Source organism: Varibaculum massiliense (assembly GCF_900106855.1).
Taxonomy (GTDB): Bacteria; Actinomycetota; Actinomycetes; order Actinomycetales; family Actinomycetaceae; genus Varibaculum; species Varibaculum massiliense.
On sequence record NZ_FNWI01000004.1, the window covers coordinates 1329098 to 1348130 of the forward strand.

The 19033-nt window shown below is 55.2% G+C and carries 13 protein-coding genes; 7 read left to right on the forward strand and 6 right to left on the reverse strand.

What is annotated here, in order from left to right:
- The first annotated feature begins 34 nt into the window (after window positions 1-34).
- The 7 genes from BQ5456_RS05935 (at window position 35) to BQ5456_RS05965 (ending at window position 7831) form a co-directional block, all read left to right on the forward strand.
- Window positions 35-544 carry a peptidylprolyl isomerase gene (locus BQ5456_RS05935; protein ID WP_071129185.1) on the forward strand — a complete coding sequence of 170 codons (510 nt, stop codon included), beginning with the start codon at window positions 35-37 and terminating at the stop codon, window positions 542-544.
- A gap of 51 nt (window positions 545-595) precedes the next feature.
- On the forward strand, window positions 596-1309 hold the full coding sequence (locus BQ5456_RS05940) for a rhomboid family intramembrane serine protease (protein ID WP_071129186.1): 714 nt from the start codon (window positions 596-598) through the stop codon (window positions 1307-1309).
- A gap of 225 nt (window positions 1310-1534) precedes the next feature.
- A complete protein-coding gene (locus BQ5456_RS05945; RefSeq protein WP_071129187.1) occupies window positions 1535-4009 on the forward strand; it encodes an ATP-dependent Clp protease ATP-binding subunit in 2475 nt (824 codons plus the stop codon).
- A gap of 157 nt (window positions 4010-4166) precedes the next feature.
- The gene (locus tag BQ5456_RS05950; RefSeq protein ID WP_071129188.1) at window positions 4167-4520 is read left to right on the forward strand and encodes a type II toxin-antitoxin system RelE/ParE family toxin; all 354 of its coding nucleotides are present in this window, start codon (window positions 4167-4169) and stop codon (window positions 4518-4520) included.
- Between the two features lies 1 nt (window position 4521).
- On the forward strand, window positions 4522-4827 hold the full coding sequence (locus BQ5456_RS05955; protein WP_071129189.1) for a helix-turn-helix transcriptional regulator: 306 nt from the start codon (window positions 4522-4524) through the stop codon (window positions 4825-4827).
- Between the two features lie 87 nt (window positions 4828-4914).
- The gene (locus BQ5456_RS05960) at window positions 4915-5628 is read left to right on the forward strand and encodes a hypothetical protein (protein WP_071129190.1); all 714 of its coding nucleotides are present in this window, start codon (window positions 4915-4917) and stop codon (window positions 5626-5628) included.
- The gene (locus tag BQ5456_RS05965; RefSeq protein ID WP_071129191.1) at window positions 5621-7831 is read left to right on the forward strand and encodes a hypothetical protein; all 2211 of its coding nucleotides are present in this window, start codon (window positions 5621-5623) and stop codon (window positions 7829-7831) included. Before BQ5456_RS05960 ends, BQ5456_RS05965 begins: the two co-directional genes overlap by 8 nt.
- A gap of 161 nt (window positions 7832-7992) precedes the next feature.
- On the opposite strand, the gene BQ5456_RS05970 is transcribed toward BQ5456_RS05965, so the two are convergent.
- From BQ5456_RS05970 to BQ5456_RS05995, 6 genes are all read right to left on the reverse strand, one after another.
- Entirely contained in the window at window positions 7993-11487 is a 3495-nt protein-coding gene (locus tag BQ5456_RS05970) for a proline dehydrogenase family protein (RefSeq protein ID WP_071129192.1), read from the reverse strand.
- A 184-nt stretch (window positions 11488-11671) separates the two neighbouring features.
- On the reverse strand, window positions 11672-13348 hold the full coding sequence (putP, locus tag BQ5456_RS05975; RefSeq protein ID WP_083378395.1) for a sodium/proline symporter PutP: 1677 nt from the start codon (window positions 13346-13348) through the stop codon (window positions 11672-11674).
- A 368-nt stretch (window positions 13349-13716) separates the two neighbouring features.
- Complete coding sequence (gene ispF / locus BQ5456_RS05980; RefSeq protein ID WP_083378396.1) at window positions 13717-14292, reverse strand: 2-C-methyl-D-erythritol 2,4-cyclodiphosphate synthase; 576 nt, start codon at window positions 14290-14292, stop codon at window positions 13717-13719.
- A 65-nt stretch (window positions 14293-14357) separates the two neighbouring features.
- Window positions 14358-15392 carry an NUDIX hydrolase gene (locus BQ5456_RS05985; protein ID WP_071129959.1) on the reverse strand — a complete coding sequence of 345 codons (1035 nt, stop codon included), beginning with the start codon at window positions 15390-15392 and terminating at the stop codon, window positions 14358-14360.
- 123 nt (window positions 15393-15515) lie between these two features.
- Complete coding sequence (locus tag BQ5456_RS05990; RefSeq protein ID WP_083378397.1) at window positions 15516-18266, reverse strand: RNA degradosome polyphosphate kinase; 2751 nt, start codon at window positions 18264-18266, stop codon at window positions 15516-15518.
- 60 nt (window positions 18267-18326) lie between these two features.
- A complete protein-coding gene (locus tag BQ5456_RS05995; RefSeq protein ID WP_071129194.1) occupies window positions 18327-18950 on the reverse strand; it encodes a hypothetical protein in 624 nt (207 codons plus the stop codon).
- Window positions 18951-19033 lie beyond the last annotated feature (83 nt).

A 19033-nucleotide genomic window follows, 5' to 3' on the forward strand; every position in this document is an offset into this window, starting at 1 on the left:
TCGGATTTTTAGCTTTCATGAGAGGATAAAGGCTATGGAAGCAACAATTCACACTTCAAAAGGCGACATCAAGGTCGAACTGTTCCCGGATAAAACTCCGGTAACCGTAAATAATTTCAAAGGTTTGGCTACCGGAGAGCGCGAATGGCAAAACCCCGCCACCGGGCTTAAATCCAATGAGCCCCTCTATGACGGGGTGATTTTCCACCGTGTCATCCAGGGTTTCATGATTCAGACCGGCGATCCCTTGGGTACCGGTACTGGCGGGCCGGGCTACCGTTTCGGCGATGAAATTGTTCCGGAACTGACTTTTGACGAGCCCTACGTACTGGGAATGGCGAATGCTGGTCCGGGAACCAACGGCTCTCAGTTCTTTATCACCCAGGTGCCGACCCAGTGGCTAAACGGTAAACACACTGTGTTTGGGAAAGTCACTGACCAGGCCTCCCGCGACGTGGTTGACGCCATCGCGGCGGTTAGCACCGATGGACGTGACCGTCCCCTCGAGGACATCACCATTAAGTCCATCGAAATCAGCGAGTAACTTTTATTTGTCCGCCACTTCGGTGGCGGACAAATTTAACTCTTAGGAGAAATGACGAATCCAAACAACCGCGTCAATGTAATCAATGTTCTCATCATTGCCTGCGGGATTGTCTATGTGGCATCGTGGCTGGTTCCCGGACTGGTAGATCAATTCCTGTTCTATCCCAGTTTGGGTTTCACTGAGCCTTGGCGCTTCCTAACCGCGGCCTTCCTGCACGGCGGAATCGTGCATCTGGCCTCTAATATGGCGTTCCTGTACATTTTGGGGAGCTTGGCTCTACGGGTAATGAGCAGCTACCAGATTCTCTTAATCTACTTGCTGTCTGCCTGGGGAGGCTCGCTCGGTACTTTGGCGTGGGCATTGCTCACCGGTCAGCAGCAGGCAGTCGTGGGTGCCTCCGGGGCGGTCCTCGGACTGTGCGCGGGAGTATTCGTCTACACGCGCAACCTGCACGCCTCCTCCAGCGCTCTAGGCGGGCTACTGCTTATTAACCTGCTAATCGGGTTCGTGATTCCTAATGTGTCTTGGCAAGGACACCTAGGGGGCGCCCTGGTGGGAGCCTTTATTGGCTGGGCGTTGCACTTGGTGGCAGTTATTTCGGGCAGACGTGGGCGAAAGCAACTGGGGCAAGCCATCCCGGATGTGGTAGATCGTCAGCGCGCCAGCGCCACCGTGAAACGCACTCAAATAATAGGAAACCTGCTGGTAACCGTAGTTTCAGTGGCGTTACTATTGATGGCGACTGTGGGGTGCTATATCTAGGTTTCACCTGGGGTAATCCCCGGGACAGAACCAGGGAACTTGCCTTATCTACGCCCTTGGAACCTGCCCTATCGCCCCTCTCTTAAATCCGCCGTCCTCTTCTTGGTAAAAAATAGCCTTAGCCGGTAGTGAAACCAGGTGAGAGCAAGGGCAAAAAGCTAATAATGTACATAGGGGAGTCAAGTCCCTAACCGAAAGAATCCTCCCCAAAGGTCAAGGAGAAAAATGTTCGAACGCTTTACAGATCGGGCGCGCCGGGTAGTGGTGCTGGCGCAAGACGAGGCGCGCAGCCTGGAGCATAACTATATCGGCACCGAACATATCCTGTTGGGGCTGATTCGGGAAGGCGAGGGCGTAGCCGCGAAAGCCTTAGAAATGGCGAACATTTCCCTTAAAGGCGTCCGTGACCAGGTCATTGAGATCATCGGCAAGGGCGAGAACGATTCGAAAGACCACATCCCCTTTACTCCGCGTGCCAAGAAAGTCCTGGAACTATCGATGCGAGAAGCTCTACAGCTGGGGCACAACTATATCGGCACCGAACATATCCTGTTAGGCCTGATTCGCGAGGGCGAAGGCGTAGCCAACCAGGTGCTCACCAACCTGGGCGCTGACCTGGGAAGTATTCGACAAAACGTGATTCATCTACTCTCCGGTTACCCGGGAGCGGGGCAAAACGAAGCGGGCGGAGAAACCGTGGGGGTCGGCACCGGTTCACAAAAGCCCCAAAAATCCGGTTCGGCAATCCTAGACCAGTTCGGGCGCAACCTGTCCGAGGCGGCTAGGGAAAACAAACTAGATCCGGTGATTGGGCGCATCAACGAGATGGAACGGGTAATGCAGATCCTCTCGCGGCGCACCAAGAACAACCCGGTATTGATTGGGGAACCCGGGGTGGGTAAAACCGCGGTGGTAGAGGGGCTCGCGCAGGCGATTGTGCGCGGAGACGTCCCCGAAACCCTTAAAGACAAGCATATTTACTCCCTGGATATGGGGTCGTTGATTGCGGGTTCGCGTTACCGTGGTGATTTTGAGGAACGCCTGAAGAAAGTTTTGAAAGAAATCCGTACTCGCGGGGACATTATTTTGTTCATCGACGAGATTCACACCCTGGTGGGGGCAGGCGCCGCCGAGGGCGCGATTGATGCCGCCTCCATCCTTAAACCCATGTTGGCACGGGGAGAGCTGCAGACCATCGGGGCTACTACCACCGAGGAATACCGCAAATATATTGAAAAAGATGCGGCCTTGGAACGGCGCTTCCAGCCGGTGCAGGTAGAACAACCCAGCGTGGAAGATACCGTGAAAATCTTGACCGGTTTGCGTGACCGCTACGAGGCGCACCACCGGGTAATAATTACCGATGACGCAATTCGCGCGGCTGCCTCTTTGTCTGACCGCTATATTTCCGATCGCTACCTGCCCGATAAAGCCATCGATTTGATTGACGAGGCCGGGGCGCGTCTGCGGATTCACCGGATGACTGCTCCTCCGGAGATTCGGGAAATGGACGAAAAAATCAATGAGGCGCGCCGAGATAAAGAGGCCGCGATTGATGCCCAAGACTTTGAGAAAGCGGCGCGCCTGCGTGATGAAGAAAAACAGTTAGGTGAAAAACGCGCCCAGCTGGAGGCCGACTGGAAGTCCGGGGAGGGCGACCGGATCGGCACTGTTGATGAAGATTCCATCGCCGAAATCCTGGCGATGTCCACCGGCATCCCGGTGTTTAAGCTGACCGAGAAGGAAAGCGCCAAGCTGCTTCACATGGAAGACGAGCTGCATAAACGGGTCATCGGCCAGAATGAGGCGGTCAACGCCCTCTCCAAATCTATTCGCAGGACACGCGCGGGACTTAAAGACCCGAATCGTCCCGGCGGCTCCTTTATTTTTGCCGGCCCCACCGGGGTGGGTAAAACCGAGTTGGCGAAAGCCCTGGCAGAGTTCCTTTTTGGTGACGAGTCGGCGCTAATTCAACTAGATATGTCGGAGTTTGGGGAAAAGCATACTTCTTCGCGCCTCTTCGGAGCGCCTCCCGGATATGTTGGCTATGACGAGGGCGGGCAGTTGACCGAAAAGGTACGCCGCAAACCCTTCTCGGTGGTGCTCTTTGATGAGATTGAAAAAGCCCATGCCGATATTTTCAACACCCTCCTACAGGTGCTAGAGGACGGGCGGCTGACCGATTCCCAGGGGCGGATGGTTGACTTCAAGAACACCGTAATCATCATGACCACCAACCTGGGCACCCGCGAAATCAACAAAGGTGTGCAAACTGGTTTCCAGGTCGATAATGACCAGGTCGGTTCCTATCAGCGGATGAAGAATCGGGTACAGGAAGAGCTCAAACAGCAGTTCCGCCCGGAGTTCCTCAACCGGGTAGATGAAGTAATCGTGTTCCCACAGCTGGGGATGGAAGAAATCCGCCAGATCGTGGATTTGATGATCGCCAAGCTCCAAGAACGCACTCAAGAGCAAGATATGACCTTAAAGCTCACCGATGCCGCTCGCGAAGAACTAGCCACTCGCGGTTTCGATCCGGTTTTGGGGGCGCGTCCTTTGCGACGCACCATCCAACGCGATATCGAGGACGCCCTCAGCGAAAAGATTCTTTTCGGAGATATCGAGCCTGGTCAAGAAATCTTGGTGGACGTGCGCGAGGGCGCAGACGGGGAAAAGGAATTCACCTTCAACGGCAAGTAGTCCGCGCCTACGCGTCCCCCGCAAGTTCTTTCTCCCGATATATTTTCGGCGTACCTAACAGCCTTTCGGGAAATGGGGAGTTGAGCTGCAGGTGGGGGTGAATTTTAACAACCTGTTCACCCTTGAATTTAGAACTTATAAGTTCTAATCTGGAGAGGTGTGGACGGTTGATGTTGAGTTGGTAGCCGGGTGGCTGCTAACGCTTGACGATAACTCGCGAGCACAGGTCGTTGCGGCTTTGGAGATGCTGCAAGAGCAAGGTCCGGCGCTGGGTAGGCCTTTGGTTGACCGGATTGCAGGTTCGAGGCATCGGAATATGAAAGAGCTGCGCCCGGGATCCAGCGGCAGGAGCGAAATCAGGATTCTGTTCGCTTTCGATCCTATAAGGCAAGCCATCTTGCTAGTTGCGGGGGATAAGTCAGGGCAGTGGCAGCGCTGGTACAGAAAGAACATTCCTATTGCTGACGATTTATATGATCGACACCTAGAACAGTTACGAAGGAGGAAGTGAAATGACTGTAACTTTAGAAGATTTTCTATCGGAGCATCCGGTGGATAGAACTTTGGTTGACGCCCACAAGCAACGGATGATGGCGGAAGTTCGCGCCTATAAACTCCGGGAACTGCGGGAAGCTTCCGGCATGACGCAGCAACAACTGGCCGAACGTATCGGGGTTTCGCAACGGCAAGTTTCCAAGATTGAACGCGGGGATTTAGATAGCACAAAAGTTGGCACCATTAGGGGCTATCTGGAGGCCGTGGGGGGAGGACTCGCAGTAGAATTCGTCCGGGGGGATGCCCGCATCCGGGTTGCCTAGGTATAACAATTAAGTCCCTTTGCCTCCTAGTTTTTCTCCACTGCTTATCATCTCGCGATAATGTTGAGTTAGCAGTTTTTAAGGAGGGTGGCTACCTTGGGGCAACAGCAGGCAGAGGCGCAAAACGGAACGCTGGATGCTGCCGCCTCCTGCGACTCGCCCTCGCCGCTACCTATCCTATTTTTGGATGTAGATGGTCCTTTGAATCTGTGGGGGAGAGCCGGTCGGCGTATTCTCAATCCGTTGCTTCGCGCGCACCTGGTGCATTTGAAACCCGATGATTCTTTTAACGTGAATGTGGTACTTTCCCGCCTGCTGGGTCCGCGCCTGCGTGACCTGGGTAAACATTTCCAGGTTCGCTGGGCTAGCTCCTGGAATCAATGGGCGAATCAGCACCTATCTCCATTGCTCGGCATCTCCGAAAATCTACCTTGGGTGCGTTGCCCCAATGGGGATCCACGCTCGAAGTTTTCCGCGGTCATGACTTCTGCGCAAGATACCAGTTTTGCCTGGGTAGATGATTATTTGACCGAGGAGGTGGCGCGGGCAACCCGCAAAAAACTACTGCCTCCTCAATGCGCCCTCTTAGTTTCCCCTCATATTATGTTTGGTATCGATAGCGAAGTTGTCCACCTGCTAAAATGGTTTTCGCAGATACAGCGAGGGATTCGGGAACCAGGACGACGAGAGGCGCGTAAAGCGGCTACTCTTGTCAGATCCGGGCGGGTTAACGCGTGGCTGGTTACTCCCTCGATGGTGACTTGTTTGAGTGTACGAAAGGGGGCGAAGCGCCGTGGCTAAACTGACGGTTACCAAGGTGGCGCAGCGCTGCCTGGAACTAGCTGACCAGCTAAAACCGCAGCTTGCTGATCCACGGATGTGGGATTTACGCTCCGGTATCGAGCAAACGCGCCGCGCCCTCGATTCCGGGGAGTTGCCGCGCTGGCAGGTAAAAAGACTGGTAGATACGGTGGCTTTGGCTGCCATGTTGAGTGGTAAAGGCGACCTGGCGGAAAAGGTTTTCGGACTGTGGATGAAAGCCGGGCAATCTATTTCCCAAAATCCAGCATCCTTGGTCTTGCAGGCTATCCCAGATTTAGGGAAAAACACTTCCGCGGAGGCAGAGGAATACGCTCCGCCCGCACCCCAACCTCAGGTAGCACCGGCACCTGCTCCTCCTTCCGTACAAACGCCGCCGCCAGCGGCATCTCTTGGTGGTGAGGAGGCATTCGCGCCGGTAGAAAACCCGCAGCCACAATCTGTCCCCGAGCACTCCCCGGCAGACCAGGAAGATACCCAAGCGCTAGAGATGAGTCTTGCGGCAATGATTTCGGAGGCCTACGCTGCCGCCAACCAGGAATCCGCAAACCATGCCGAGGTTGCCTACGCAGAATCTTCAGCGGTAGAGGGGCAACATTCCCCGGTTGCTGTTGCCAGCGCCAATGTTGCAGAACCAGCCACCTCTGCCGGTAATTGGCGCGCTCCTAGCGGGGAAATGCCCTGGATTCCTGTGCAGACCGGCATTGATGCAGCAGCGACTGGGTCTGTCAGCCCCCCTGCCAGACCAGTTGCAGCAGCGAATAACCCGCCTACTGCTGTCCGTTCTACCCGCAGCTTCCCTGCTCGCCGTTCTCTGCAGCGGCCAAAAATGTCCCCGGAACTTCCGCCTGCGCAAGATTATGGGTCACGTCTAGCGCCGCCGCCACCCGAAGTTTCACCCTTATCCGCCGCGCCACCGGCAAATGTGTCGCAGCCAGCTTCAGCGCCGCCGGCTTCGTCTGTAGCTCCGGTAAGTACCCAGGCGCCCAGCTCGTTTGCGACAAGTGAAGTGCCGGGAGTGTTTTCGATGCCTCCGGAAGCATCCGAACCTCCCTTTGCTGCCAGCTATCCCCAAGAACCAGTTAATCCGCTCGCGGAGCCGGCAGTTTCCACTTCTCCTGCCCCCGCATCGCAGCCAGCACCTCTCCCCGCGGCTGCTCAGTTACCTGCAATGATGTCGGCGTCCTCCCCGGCGCCGATTCCCGCACAGCTAAGTCCCCCCACCGCTACCCCGAGCGCAGCTCCAACACCGCAGCCGGAAGCGAACTTGGCAAATGTCGCTGACGGTTGGGAATATTTCCGGGCTTTGGGTTTGGATTCGCAACTAAACATGAGTTTCGATGAGTTCATTGCCCGGAAGAAACACGCCAGCAGCCAGGCAGAGCCGACGCAAACTGCCACTTCTTCTAGTACGCCCCGCTCAGCTTTTGTAGAGGTAGCGGACGATATGCCAGATCCGGAAGCTCTCTACGGCGCGGATTTGCCGGAGGAAGTCTCTTCCCCAGCAGATTCTGCCCTGCTGAGGGCGGCGCAAAGCCCGCTAATGCCATCACAGGTACCCCCCGCGGCTCCTCACAAACCTCGGGAAATACTGGCGGAGGCTGACCGCCAACCCTCTACTCGGCTAATCACTATTCGGGTGCGCGGATATTTTGACTATAGACCCCGTTTCACCCGACCAAAACAAAGCCTGGATGAGCCGGCAGTCGCCGGATCTACTGAATCCTTTGCAAAAAGCATTATTGGTGCCGAAGGACCGATGCCGCTAGAGTTTTTGGCCCGCAGGTTGTGCCAAAAATATCGGATTGGATATAACGAACGGCGTCCTGATGAAGCCGGTCGTTGCCTGGGACCCAGTTTAAAGCTAGTGCCCGAACCAGGTATGCGCACGGTCTGGCCTACTAAAATAGATCCGCTAACCTGGAATACTGCCCTGCAATCCCCGATTGGGTTACCCCGCAAATTGGGGTCACTGACGTTAACCGAGGTTGCGAATGCGTTGCGGTGGCAGATTTCGCGCACCAATAATATAGAACGCGCAGTAATTGTGCGTGAAGCCTTCCAGCTACTCTATGGAATTACTGCGGTGACGCCACAGGTGACAGCGCTTTGCGATCGCGCGATTTCCTATGGAATCGCGAATAATCTGCTGGCTGCCGGGGATGGTACTTTGTGGCTGCCCTGACGGTAGAAAGTTTCCTTATTTTTCAATCCGCCCTTTTACAATAATTTTAGTCTCATAGCTAGGCATGCTTATCAGCAACCACTTAGATAGAAACGCGGGGGTTAGGAAACATTTCCCAACCCCCGCGAGGCATTTATTTAGTTATTGATCTAGCCCAGTGCCTAGATTTTCACCTGTTCCGAAAGGGGAGTGTGATTACCGAAGCGGTGGTTAGTGAAGGCTACCGCCTGTTCACGTACGAATGGAATCATTTCTACGCGTCCACAAGCGGTCACCGGGTGCGACCAGACTGCCACGTTCACATTGCCATTGACAGCCTCGTTAACTGCCTTGACATCTCCACCAATCAGGCGGATACGGGCATCCAGTCCGGCACCGGCCGCCCAGGCGGGCAGACGGTCACGGAAGGACTGATCGGATTCCACCTCGTAATCAATGTGCTGTACTCGCAGGTACTGCAAGAGCGCTGAATCAGGTTCTTGCGGCATCGACACCGACACCTTAGAGCCAGCGGCGCGACCGGCAGCTGCCAGCATTAGCACCTGGGAGGCGTCCTCGCCCTCGGACAGACGAATCAAGACCGGCAGCGGACGGTAACGCAATACGTTGCGCTCCACCCGCAGATCTGAGGGGTCATGTCCGATAGCAAACTCGGTGTCCAGAGCCTGCTGAGAGGAACGCAGCGAGGCCATCACGAACTCTTTATTGGAATCCAAAGAGCGCGCCACCTTCGCTGCCTCTACTAGAGCCCGGTTGCGCAGCTCTACGCCCTCGTTCTCAGGAACTCCGTCAACTTCCCATTCGCCCATGCCGAACAGGTAGGAGGGACCGCCCGCCTTGGTGCCCGCACCAATTGCGGAGTTCTTCCAACCACCGAAGGGTTGACGACGCACGATAGCGCCGGTGATGCCGCGGTTAATGTAGACGTTACCCGCCTGTACCCGATCCAGCCAGAGGTTGATTTCATCGGCATCCAAAGAGTGCAAACCGGCGGTCAAACCGTAATCGGTGGCATTTTGAATCTCGATAGCCTCTTCCAGAGTGTCACAACGGATAATCCCCAGAATCGGACCGAAGTATTCGGTCAGGTGGTACTCGCTGCCCGGCTGTACGCCAGCGCGGATACCCGGAGTCCACAGCTTCCCGGAATCATCAAGCTGCTTGGGCTTGAGCGCCCAATGCTCGCCCGGTCCCAAAGTGGTCAGACCACGCAGCAGCTTGCCTTTGGCCGGGGTACACAGCGAACCGGTTTGGCTGGAGGGGTTGGAGGGGTAATCCACGATGAGGGAGCGTACGCCGCCCAGTAGCTGGCGATGTACCCTCTCGGAGTAACCTACCGAACCAACCAGAATCGCCAGCGAGGAGGCCGAGCACTTTTGACCACAGTGGCCAAACGCCGAGTTAATAATATCTTTAACCGCCAGATCCAGATCCGCCGAGGGGGTAACAATAATGCCGTTCTTACCGGAGGTTTCCGCCAGCAGCCCCATATTGTTGTCCCAGGAACGGAACATCTTGGCAGTATCGATAGAGCCGGTCAAAATAACCCGATCTACCCGTTCGTCAGCCATCAAGTTCTTACCCAAATCCCGGTTGCCCAGCTGGACAAACTGTAGAACTTCGCGCGGAACTCCCGCATCCCACATAATCTTGGCTAGTAGCGCACCCGTACGGGCAGCTTCTTTCGCCGGTTTGAAGATTACGGCTGAACCGGCAGCGAGTGCCGACACGGTGGAACCGGTAGGAATCGCAATCGGGAAGTTCCAGGGCGGGGTAGAAACCGTCACCCGTGCAGGTTGGAACTTGGCACCCGCTTGCTGTTCTAGCTCGAGGCATTGCTGTCCATAGTAGTGGCAGAAGTCGATAGCCTCAGATACCTCGATATCGCCGCCATCAAGGGCTTTGCCACATTCGGCTGCGGCAATTTCCATCAGCTGGGCGCGGTGTTGGCTCAGCCCGATACCTACGCGGTGAATAATCTCCGAGCGCTCCTTGGCGGGGCGCGCCGACCAAATCTTGGCTGCCGCTTCCGCCCCGGCTAGCATTTGATCTAGAACGTTGGCATCGGAAACGGTGGCTTCTTCAACCTCTTTAATTCCGATTTGGCAATCGGGAATAGCCTTGACAATCTGGCGTGACCATTCGATATTTTCCGGTAACGACGGATCCGAATCCGGGGTGTTGGCGAAAGTCCACTCCCCGTCCCTTTGTACGAAAGATTTAATGTCTTCCTCTGTCTCGGTGAGACGATTCTGCTGACGTACCGGGCCGACCTCAACGTCGTATACCCGCTCCAAGGCGCGGCGGAAGCGCTGCTCTTCCTTGTGCAGCACATCGGCATCATCCAGATCGAAAATATCCGACATGAAGTTCTGATCCAGCGAGTTTTCTTCTAGCCGCCGTACCAGGTAGGCAATCGCCACATCGTACTCTTCCGGGTTCACTACCGGCACATAGAACAACAGGTGACCGGTGTCCTCGGCTACTGCCTTGGACTGGGGGGAAGCCATGCCGGTCAGCATTTCGAACTCTACGCCACCGGACTCTAGCACTCCGCGTTCATGAGCCAGTTCGTAGGCGAAGCCTACGGTAAATAGGTTCATCCCGGCCACGCCGATTTTGATATTGCGAGTGTGCTCTTTGGTGAGGGCGTAGTCCAGTACCTTCATGTAGTTGGAGTCAGTATCTTGTTTGCTCTTTTGGGTGGTGAGTTTCCAGCCCCGCTCGCGAGCATCCACGGTTTCCATCGACAGGTTCGCGCCCTTAACTACGCGAACTTTAATCCGTCCGCCCCCGTTTGCTACCCGCTTAGCTGCCCATTCTTGCAGGTGCTTCATAGCGGGGAGGGCGTCGGGCAGGTATGCCTGCAACACGATGCCGGCCTCTAGCTTTTCTAGACCGGGGGTTTCCAGAATCTTCTTGAACACATCAATGGTCATGTGGAGGTCCTTGTATTCCTCCATGTCCAGGTTGATGAACTTCTTTGGTTCATAGGAATTAGCCCGGCGATACAGCGGCAGTAGGGCGTTTACTGCCCGATCCACCACGTGATCATAAGCCCAGGGATTGTGCGGTCCGGTCACTGCCGATACCTTCAAAGATACGTACTCTACATCGGGACGTTCCAATAGCTCCATGGTGTCGGTTAGCCGCTTATTGGCTTCCTCATCACCGAGAATCGCTTCGCCCAGCAGGTTCATATTCAACCGCATCCCGCCCTGCTTGAGCCGCTCAATCGCCGGTCCCAGCTTGGCGTCGGATACGTCTAGTACCAAATCTCCGACCAGTTTTGCGAACACGCTGCGGGTAATAGGAATTACTACCTTGGGCAGTATCGGAGCCATATTTCCGCCCACTTTGAAGGGCAGACGCAGGTACCAGGGGAGGAAGCCTACGGAAGAGGAGGCAAGGCGATGCATCTCATCCGCAGCCACCTGCAAATCTTCTGGTCGGATAACTCCATCAACAAAGGCAACTGTAAAGTCCAAACCAGCTTGGTCTTCTAGTACCTGGGAGAGGAGTTTAGCTGCTCGATCTTCCGGATATTTCTCGGACTCTCGCACCCACTTTTGAGCACGAGCCACCGCCAAATCCGCAAGGTGGCGGCAGTCGCCGGTTTCCCCGCCAACTTGGGGGGGAGCCACGCTTTCTGACATTTGTTTCAGTCCTTTCTTAGGAAACTGTTAATAGGTATCGATCGCACCTAAGGGCGCAGAGAGCCGGGCTTGGTGTGACCCGACCCTCTACGCACTTATAAGTTCAAGGTAACACTAGATGCGCGGGTGTGTACCCTGATTTAGGGGACTTTTTTCCTAGTCCTTATTTTTATTAAGTTTTTGTTTAGGAAGAGGTTCGCGCTTCGCCCTCTACTTCCGCGAATGGGGTAACGGTCACCGGGGTGACCTGGCGTCCCTCCAAAGCAGAGTTAATTTCCTCTTGTGAGGCATGAGCTAGCTTGACTGCCAGATCGAACTCTTCGTCGATTTCCTTATTCGGCTTGTAGGTGGCGAGAGATACCAGCCAGGAAACTAGCAGGTTCAGCAAGAATCCGGGCAGAATCTCGTACACCTGGAAGAACATCGGTACCGTGTCGGGTAGGTTACCCCAGATGCCCACGGTAATAGCGCCCACGGCCATACCGGCTGCCGCACCCTGCCAGGTGTATTTGCGCCAGTAGAGGCTGAGTATAATCACCGGGCCGAAGGCAGCGCCGAAGCCGGCCCAGGCAAACGCCACCAACTTCAGAATCGAGTCGGTACGGAACCAAGCGAAGCATGCGGCGACTACCGAAATCGCTAACACCACCATCCGGCCGGCGTTGATACCTTTGGCGCCCAGCAAGCGGCGCTTCTTGATTCCCCGGTAAATATCTTCTACCACTGCCGAGGAGGTGACCAGCAGCTGGGAAGAAACGGTGGACATAATCGCGGCCAAAATAGCCGCCAACATGAACCCGGCGAGCACGGCGGGGAAAAGTTTTTCTCCCATTACCAGGTAGATGCTTTCTTGCGGGTTAACTTTCACCCGAGCTAGTGCTTCTTTAATGCCGCTGAGACCATTTTCGACCAGGGCGCGCCCAATTAGGGCGGTCAAAGTTGCGCCCAGCACACACAGGAACATCCAGCCGATGCCCAGACGGCGCGCTGCTACTGCTTCTTTGGGGGAGCGTAGCGCCATGTAGCGCACAATCACGTGGGGCATACCCACGTAACCAAGACCCCAGGCAAGACCGTTTAGCATGGAGAGTTTGCCGGCAGCACCATCACCTACGATCGAGAACATGTGACCCTCCAAGCCGTTGAGGGTACCAGTCATAACTCCGAAGCCCCCCAGGGCAACCACGCCGAAGACGGGCACCAACAGCAGGGCGATTAGCATCATGATGCCTTGCACCATGTCTGTCCAGGAAACTGCCAAGAATCCGCCGACCAGGGTGTAAAGAATAACTACCCCAGCGACGATTACCATACCTACGTGGTAGTTAACACCGAAGATGGATTCGAAGAACACGCCTCCGGAAACCATCCCGCTGGCCACGTAGATGGTGAAGAAGAAAAGAATAATAATCCCGGCTACCAGCTGCAGAACGAATTTATTGTCTTTGAGGCGAGCCGACATGAACGAGGGAACCGTAATCGAGTCCCCGGCTACTTGCGAATAGGAACGCAGACGGGGAGCCACCCATTTCCAAGCGCACCAGGACCCAATCAGCAATCCGATAGCAATCCAAGATTCCACCAGACCCGAAAGGTAGAGGGCGCCGGGTAGCCCCATCATTAACCAACCTGACATATCCGCTGCTCCCGCCGAAAGTGCGGCTACTAGCGGCGGCAGGGAACGTCCCCCCACCATGTAATCATCCATGGTTTGGGTGCGGGTATAGCCGTAGATGCCAATCAAAATCATGGCTACGAAGTAAATAACCATGGCGATGGCGATACCGCCAGTACTCCCGCTGCTAATAAAATCTGCCGCACCCACAGTGGGCATCACTAATGTTGAGAATGTACTTATCATTTGCTCTCCATTGGTATAAATGCCGAGACCTTCGACTGCGCAACATAATATCTTGCTGTCAAGCAAATCACAATATGGCACGGGACTTTAGGTATGTGAGAGGTGGGAATCTTTTTGAGCCTCAAGGGGTAAAGTGGCAGGAAACTAGGGGTTTAGAAAACCTTTTTGCTAAATAGAATTTCCCTAAAAAATCTAGGTCCAAAGACCTGGATGGATGTGATTTAGGTCGCTGACGGTCAGGAGCGTGAGGCTCTAACTAGGTCAAACAGGGCAAGTAGTTAGTACTGGTCTTTTAATAAGTAGAATTTTTCTTTACTTGGGCAGAGCGAAGACATTACCGCCCATAAAGTTTTTTCGCGAAGCTCAGTTTATCCCCGGGGATAAACGAGGGCGGTGGCTATCGCGGCCGCGCCCTCACCGCGTCCGGTGAACCCCAGATTGTCCGAGGTAGTTGCGGAAATCGACACCGGAGCCCCCACGGCCTCCTCTAACGCCGCTCGCGCCTGCTGATAGCGAGCCCCCATTCGCGGACGATTAGCAATCACCTGGACCGCGGCGTTTCCTAACTCCCAACCTGCACGGTGAATAATCTCCATCGTGGCTGTCAGTAGCTGTTTACCCGAGGCTCCCTGCCACTGGGGACGATCAGTACCAAAGTGGGAACCCAGATCACCTTGACCGGCAGCCGACAATATTGCGTCACAGAGGGCGTGGGCGGCCACATCCGCATCAGAGTGTCCCTTGAGAGGGGTTTCCCCTGGCCAGGAAAGTCCCGCTACCATACAGAGGCGCGAAGCAGTCTCCGGGTCGGCGGGATCTGCAAAAGCGTGAACGTCACTGCCAATCCCCACCCGAGGTAAGAATGCGGGCGCGGAATAATCCGGGCTGGAGGCGGGGATACCCGCCGAAGAATCTGCAGGCAGCTGGTTACTAGAATCGCTCATGTCCCCAGTTTAGCGGGGGTTCCCTGACTAGAGCCGCAATACCTGCCCAAGGATGAAAACCGCCGCTAGGGATCTAGACGAAATACTTCCAGGTCAACAACACGCGGCTCCGGGTAATCCGCAATATGCACTAGCAACATTCCCGCAGTCTTTAAATAGGGGTCATCTTGGGGTAATAACCTGCCCAAATTGTTAGGGGTAAGGGGCGCCAATTCCCCAATAATCCCCGGGATAGTGGGACGATGAACGCAAATTGCCAGCGGCGAGGCGGGTGCATCTAACTTACTTTTCGTAAGTAAGCCCCGCACTACTGAGCGCATCTTGGAGGAATCTTCCCGATAGGCGTCCTCGGTAAAGGAGGCCTCGGTCGTGAGGGGAGTACCCGAGAGCGTGGCGTAGGGAGCCACGGTGGCAACGCAGCGCCGCCAGGGGGAAGTAATTATTTGGTTAATCCCCAGAGCCGAAAGGGCCGGGAGCAGCCGCAACACTTGAGAAGAACCCCGCCGGGATAGTGGCCGGGTCATCTCGGTGCCTTCCCAATGGGAGCGTTTAGTAGCTTTCGCATGGCGCAGCACCGCCAAGGTGCGGGTATATAAAGTGCGTTCTGCCAGGCGGGTTAGTAGTTCCTCTAGCAGACGCCGGTCTCCGCGGCGAGTCAGCAGCCGCATAGCTTTGCGCGCCCCCACCCACTGACATTTATCAATCTCTTTGGTAGAAGCTAGGGGAGCCAGGGGACGAGCCCGCAAAGTTTCCGGGGAAACATCCGGGAAACCTACCCAGTAGTGAACCTCTTTAGTAACCCGCGCTCCCAGGCGATACCTCTGGACTGTCAGTGGTGCTCCCAAACGAATGGGGACTCCAGTTTCCTCTTCAACTTCGCGCACTGCCGTTGCCGGTATTGCCTCCCCGGGTTCGCGTTTGCCTTTCGGCCAAGACCAGTCGTCATAGCGAGGTCGATGCACAATCAGCACCTGGATATCTTGACGCTGCGCGGGAATCATGGTGCCGGGAATGGGGTTGGCTTCTGGTCGCAAACGCCATACTAATGCGCCTGCGGACCGCACTATCCGCATGTGCGGTGGCTTAGGTCGAGCCGTCATAGTAGCCACTTGCCTTTCTTGTAATCTGTTTCTATTGTCTAACAAATTACCTGTAAGGTCATTCCTTGAGGTCACAGAGGTTCAATTGCTTTAACCTCAGAAGTTAGCGGGAAAAATTCGCCCTTAGCGCCCTTTCATACGCGAATTAGCCTTATTAATTAGGTACTCTTGGATATCCATTAGGGGGGAACCATCCTTGGCGTTGATATGACGCCGCCAAGTTCCATCCCGGCGTAAATGCCAAGAAGATACCTCCGGGGAGGCCTCTAGCTTTACTAGATCCATGAGTTCCGCAGTCATCTCGGAATCCTTGATTCGAATTAACGCCTCTACCCGGCGATCCAGGTTGCGGTGCATCAGATCAGCAGAACCAATCCACACCTCCGGTTGCCCGGCATTTTCAAAAGCGTAAATACGGGAATGTTCCAGGAAGCGCCCCAAAATAGAGCGCACCCGGATATTTTCCGAGAGGCCGCGCACCCCGGAACGAATCGTGCAGATTCCGCGTACCACAATATCGATTGGTACCCCCGCCTGGCTGGCGCGGTAGAGGGCATCAGTTACTGCCTCGTCTACCAGGGAGTTTACTTTAATTCCGATATAGGCGGGCAGTCCGTTGCGGTAATTATCAACCTCGCGTTCAATACGTTCAATAATCCCCGGACGGATAGAACGTGGTGCTACCAGCAGGCGGTGGAAGGAAGTACGCGGCGCATACCCCGAAAGCTGATTAAACAGGCGAGTCAGGTCTTGGGCTACCTCACGGTCGCAAGTCAGCAAGCCCAGATCCTCGTATCCCCGAGCGGTCTTGGGGTGATAGTTTCCGGTACCGACGTGGCAGTAACGACGCAGCCCATCGGCTTCTTCCCGCACCACCATTGACAGTTTGCAGTGAGTTTTCAACCCCACCATCCCATAGACTACGTGCACCCCGGCTCGCTCTAGTTTGCGCGCCCAAGAAATGTTGGCGTCCTCATCGAAACGGGCTTTGATTTCTACAATTGCTAGCACCTGTTTTCCGTTTTGAGCCGCTTCAATCAGGGCAGACACGATTGGAGAATCCGAGGAGGTACGGTAAAGCGTCTGCTTTATAGAACGTACTTTCGGATCTTTAGCGGCGTAAGTTACGAAATGCTGGACCGAGGTCGAGAAAGAATCATAGGGGTGGTGCAGCAGTACATCGTGGCTACGAATCATCGCGAAAATATCGGTAGGCCTGGCCGATTCTACTTCCGCGAGCCCGGCGGCAGTCGCGGGAACAAACTTCTTGTATTTGAGTTCCGGCAAATCCAGTTCATGTAGCTCGTTCAGGCAGCGCAAGTCAATCGGTTCCGGCAGGGCGAAAACGTCCTCCATCCCAATCTCTAGCTTGGCCACCAGGAAGTCTAGGACTGGACGGGAAATCCCCTCTGCCACCTCTAGGCGCACTGCCGGGCCGAAACGACGCCGCAACAGTTCTTGCTCCATCGCGGTCAGCAAGTTCTCGGCATCGTCCTCTTCCACTTCCAAGTCTTCGTTGCGGGTCAGGCGGAACACGTGATGTTCTAATATCTCCATCCCCGGGAAGAGGTGATCCAGGTGGGGACCGATAACGTCCTCCAGGGTAACGAAAGTGGCCTCTCCCTTGGTATCCAGCGCATCCTCCGGGATGATCTGGTCTATTGCCTGCTCCACGCAGATTAGCCGCGGCAGGCTCTCCGGGATTTTTACCCGTGCGAAATGCTGTTTGCCCGTCAGGGGATTACGGAGTACTACTGCCAGGTTCACTGATAGTCCCGAAATATAAGGGAAAGGGTGCGAGGGATCCACCGCTAGCGGGGTAAGGATGGGGAAAATCTGGCGCCGGAAATAGCCGTGCAGGAATTCTTGCTGCTCAGGGGCAAGATCGTCCCAGCGCCGCAGCTTGATTCCTACCTTTTTCAGTTCGCCTAGCAAAGTGTTTTGCACGAAACCGGCTTGCCGGGCACACAGAACCTGGGCGCGTTCAGTCACCAGGTCTAGTACCTGCCGGGGGGTGAGTCCAGAGGCGGCGGTACGGGCAATTCCGGCGGCAATACGCCGTTTAAGCCCGGCTACGCGCACCATATAGAACTCATCCAAGTTGGAGGAGAAAATCGTAGTGAACCAGGCGCGCTCCAAGATAGGAAGGCGCTCGTCCTCTGCCTGCTCTAATACTCGTTGGTTGAACTGCATCCAGGACAGTTCCCGATCCCCGAAGCGTCCTTTGGGGAGAGGTTTGTCTTGACCGAGGGGGCCGGCTTGCGCCAATTTGTCAATGCCGGGAGCCTCTCGCAAAGTGGAGGGGCTGATAGTGGAAAGATCTTCCGGGCCATCGGTTTGGGCGTGACCGGCGCTTGCCGATGCCACCTTGCGTGGCTTCTTTTCCGCTGTAGTTTTTTCACTATTGCCAGCGGTTTTCGAGGTTTCCTTAGCTGGCGTACTCCCGTTATCTTTACTGGTAGCTTTAGCGTCTTTACCAGTTGCTTTGGTCTTAGTGGCGCTAGCAGCAGCGGGAGTTACAGTTTTTTTCGGGCGCGGCAAAATCTCATCGTCGGCAGCTATTTTTTTGCCGTCTACAAATGGAGAAGCGCCCGTAGGCAGGTCGTAGTCGGCGTCCTCATAATCGGTTCCGGGAAACTGTTCGGGTGAGGTCTTTGAAGAAATCAGTTCATCAGCAGTCGCGGTCTCAAAATTTGATTGTGCTGCCACCCGATCAACCTGCGGGGTAGGTTCAGTCTGGGGATTTTCCTTATAAACCCGGGCGATATCGGCAGGAGAGGGTACTACGTGCGACTGACCGGTGGCGTCTTCTTTAATTTTGGCCTTCCCGACTTTCGGTTCTGTCCTGTTTTCAGCGTCCTGTTTGCGTTCCATGCTGACCCCTTCCAAAAATAACGGCAATGTTTTTAAGGAATACTCCTAATGGATATATTGCTAGTTTAGGTGATTTGCCTTCGCTGCACGTGCTGAAAGTTTCAGGTCGTCCGCGGTTTGTAGCAGCGCCTGGGGACGCAGGGTCACCGAATCTGCCAGTTCGTCCCGGGAATCCTTAATCCATTCCGCGCTCACCCCGCTGGCAAGTACCTGCAGGAAATCACTGACGCGATCTAGCAGGGGAGCCAGCTCAGCTATCGAAGTTTGCGCCTGCCACAGGGCAGCTAACTCATCCATGAGGTTAGCCACCGACTTATCCGAGTGTTCCCGAGAAAAAATATCCCCAATATCTAGGGCGGCAAGTCCCTGCTGGAAACGTTCATTTACTAGCTGTGGATTTCGTAAATACCACTGATAAACCAGGTAGAGACGCCACAGCGTGCCTGGTAGAGTGCTGGCCGGGGAGGTGGACCACAGTTCACTGACCGTATCTATCCCCCCGGATTCCAGCAGCTGACGCAGCCGCTGAACATTCTCATCGCTTTCTTTTTCTATTCCTAACAGAGTTTGGGCTACCAGGTGGGCGACTTCCGAAGAGCTCGCCGCGTCCTCGGCACCGGGAATATTTTCTGCCTGCTCGGCATCCAACATCGCTGGCCTGCGCGGAGCTTTCCGTGTACTCATTTTTCCTCCTTGACTTTCTCTATTCTCTCTCAGGCGCCCTCCCTCGTGGGCGAGTTTGCTTTTATTGGGGCAGATAAGCTCGA

Excerpts from the sequence above, each read along its gene's own strand:
- BQ5456_RS05995 (WP_071129194.1), bottom strand. The coding sequence starts at position 18,950 with ATGAGTACACGGAAAGCTCCGCGCAGGCCAGCGATGTTGGATGCCGAG.
- BQ5456_RS05970 (WP_071129192.1), bottom strand. The coding sequence starts at position 11,487 with ATGTCAGAAAGCGTGGCTCCCCCCCAAGTTGGCGGGGAAACCGGCGAC.
- BQ5456_RS05940 (WP_071129186.1), top strand. The coding sequence starts at position 596 with ATGACGAATCCAAACAACCGCGTCAATGTAATCAATGTTCTCATCATT.
- BQ5456_RS05985 (WP_071129959.1), bottom strand. The coding sequence starts at position 15,392 with ATGACGGCTCGACCTAAGCCACCGCACATGCGGATAGTGCGGTCCGCA.
- BQ5456_RS05990 (WP_083378397.1), bottom strand. The coding sequence starts at position 18,266 with ATGGAACGCAAACAGGACGCTGAAAACAGGACAGAACCGAAAGTCGGG.
- ispF (WP_083378396.1), bottom strand. The coding sequence starts at position 14,292 with ATGAGCGATTCTAGTAACCAGCTGCCTGCAGATTCTTCGGCGGGTATC.
- putP (WP_083378395.1), bottom strand. The coding sequence starts at position 13,348 with ATGATAAGTACATTCTCAACATTAGTGATGCCCACTGTGGGTGCGGCA.
- BQ5456_RS05955 (WP_071129189.1), top strand. The coding sequence starts at position 4,522 with ATGACTGTAACTTTAGAAGATTTTCTATCGGAGCATCCGGTGGATAGA.
- BQ5456_RS05945 (WP_071129187.1), top strand. The coding sequence starts at position 1,535 with ATGTTCGAACGCTTTACAGATCGGGCGCGCCGGGTAGTGGTGCTGGCG.
- BQ5456_RS05935 (WP_071129185.1), top strand. The coding sequence starts at position 35 with ATGGAAGCAACAATTCACACTTCAAAAGGCGACATCAAGGTCGAACTG.